We start from the raw sequence: 2,532 nt of genomic DNA on the forward strand, positions 1-2,532 counted from the left end.
CAGATAACCCACGTTGACTTTCAGCCGCTCCGGCCGCGCCCGTCCGGCAGCGCCCTGGGCGCGTACCCGGTCGACGCTTTCCTCGACAAAGCTCACGCAGGAAAAGTCGGCCGTCACGTCCGGCGTCAGGTATGCCGCCGGGTCATGCACTTCGTAGATCAGTTGCTCAGTACACGTGGCGCGGCTGACGCGCCCGCCAGACCCGCTCACTTTGGTGATCACGGCGTTGCCCTCGGCATCGATCTCGGCCAAGGGGAAGCCCAGGCGCGCCAGGTCATCCACGTCCTTGAACCCGGGATCGGCGAAATAACCACCGCTGACCTGCCCCGCGCATTCGAGCAAATGCCCGACCAGCGTGCCACGCCCCAGGCGCGGCCAGTCGTGCGCCGCCCAACCGAACTCAAACATCTGCGGCGCCAGGAACAACGAGGGGTCGGCAACACGCCCGGTGATCACCACATCGGCCTCGGCGCGCAACGCATCCAGAATGCCATCGACGCCCAGGTAGGCGTTCGCGGAAATCAGCCGCGCGCCCAGCGAGCCAAGGGTCTGGCCGTTATCCAACACCTGCTCGGGGCGCAACACGTCGAGCACATCATCGCCCACCACCGCCACGACCTTGAGGGCCAGGCCCAGTTCGCTGGCGATGCGCCGCACTTCACGGGCCGCCGACAGCGGGTTGGCCGCGCCCATATTGGTGATCACCCGCAAGCGCCGGCGACCTTCATGCTCGCCGACAAAGGGCAGCACCCGGCGCATGCGTTCACTCAGCAGCGGGTCATACCCGCCCTGTGGATCGCTGATGCGCGCCTGTTGCGCCAAGGCGATGGTGCGTTCGGCCAGGCATTCGAAAACCAGATAATCCAGGTCACCCTGTTCGGCCAGTTCCACGGCAGGTTCGATACGGTCGCCGGAGTAGCCGGCGCCGGAACCGATGCGCAAGGTTTTCATCTCAAAACACTCCCAAGAGCAACGCCGTCAGGGTCATCAACACCGACGCGGCGAACAGAAACGGAATGGTGAAGCGCTGGTGATCGGCCAGTTCGATCTTGCACAGGCCCACCAACAGGAAGGTCGCGGGGGTCAGCGGGCTGACCGGGAAACCGGTGGTGTGTACGCCGAGCAGCGAGGCCTGGGCCACTTGCAGCGGGTCGACGCCCAGGGCCTTGCCGACTTCGGCGATCACCGGCATCACGCCGAAATAGTAGGAATCGGGGTCAAACAACATGCTCAGCGGCATGGACAGGAAGCCCACCACCGCCGGAATCAACTTGCCATGGCCAGCCGGAATCTGCGCCACCGCCACTTCGGCAATCGCCTTGAGCATGCCGGTGCCTTGCATGATGCCGGTGAACACCCCGGCGGCGAGCAGGATACTGGCCATGGTCAGCGCCGTTTTTGCATGGGCGTCGATGCGTGCACGCTGGGCGTCGACATTCGGGTAGTTGATGCACAGCGCGACCACGGTACCGAGCATGAACATCACCACCGGGTCGACCCAGCCGGCAATCATCACCACCATGACCAGGACGGTCAGGAGCAGGTTGACCCAGAACAGCCGTGGGCGACGCAGCTTGATGTCGTCGTCGCTGAGCACTCGTTGCGGCATGGCGTCCACGGTCGAGCCGGCGCCCAGGCCCAAGCGTTTTTCTTCACGATGGCCAAGCCACCAGGCGCAGGCGAAAACGAAGATCAAGCCGACGATTTGCACCGGGATCAGCGGCTGGAACAGGTCCGCCACCGGCACATGCAGCGCGGCCGACGAGCGCAGCACCGGGCCGGTCCACGGTAGGAAGTTGACCCCGGCGGCCATCGCGCAGACGCAGGCGAGGATGCGTTTGTCGATGCCCAGCCGCGTATACAGCGGCAGCATCGCCGGCACCGTCACCAGAAACGTCACCGCGCCGGAGCCGTCCAGGTGGACCAGCAGGGCCAGGGTCGCGGTGCCAACGACAATGCGTGTAGGGCGCGTCCCTACTGTGCGCAGGATGCGATCAATGATGGGGTCCAGCATGCCGGCATCGGTCATGATCCCGAAAAACAGGATCGCGAACACAAACATGCCCACCACCGGGGCGACGTTCTTGATACCGGTAATGACGAAGGCACTGGTTTGCAGGCCGAACCCGCCGAGCAGCGCGGCGATGATCGGCAAGGCGATCAGCGCCACCAGGGGCGAGAGGCGTTTGCTCATGACGGCAGCGAGCAAGCAAAGGATGGTAATGACACCCAGGGTAGCGAGCATGGGTTACTCCAGAGCGGCCTTGGTGGCCGGTTATTGTTTTCCCTGGAGTATTGGAAGCGCGTTAGACTTTGTAAATTGGAATATTCACCAGCTGGTGTTCGGAAAAACAAAATGAAGAATTCAATCCAACACATCCAAGCCTTCCTCGCCGTCGCGCGCACCGGCAGCTTTACCAAGGCGGCCAACGAACTGCACCTGTCGCCGTCCGCGCTCACCGTGCAAGTTCAGCAACTGGAAGACTGGCTCGGCGTCGCCCTGCTCGACCGCAGCCCGCGGCATGTGAGCAT

3 protein-coding genes are annotated in these 2,532 nt (G+C 63.7%); 1 reads left to right on the top strand and 2 read right to left on the bottom strand.

The genetic code is table 11. The annotated features are described in order from the left end of the window. Window positions 1-951: acyclic terpene utilization AtuA family protein (locus tag L9Z73_RS28980; RefSeq protein WP_247408269.1), on the bottom strand; the 951-nt coding region annotated here is incomplete at its 3' end. Window position 952: 1 nt separating this feature from the next. Beyond that, on the bottom strand, window positions 953-2,245 hold the full coding sequence (locus L9Z73_RS28985; protein WP_247408270.1) for a CitMHS family transporter: 1,293 nt from the start codon (window positions 2,243-2,245) through the stop codon (window positions 953-955). A 111-nt stretch (window positions 2,246-2,356) separates the two neighbouring features. On the opposite strand from L9Z73_RS28985, the gene L9Z73_RS28990 reads away from it, so the two are divergent. Beyond that, on the top strand, window positions 2,357-2,532 hold a 176-nt coding region (locus L9Z73_RS28990; protein WP_247408272.1), incomplete at its 3' end, for a LysR family transcriptional regulator.

Origin of the sequence: Pseudomonas emilianonis (assembly GCF_023072625.1) — a bacterium.
GTDB classification, from domain to species: Bacteria; Pseudomonadota; Gammaproteobacteria; order Pseudomonadales; family Pseudomonadaceae; genus Aquipseudomonas; species Aquipseudomonas paraveronii.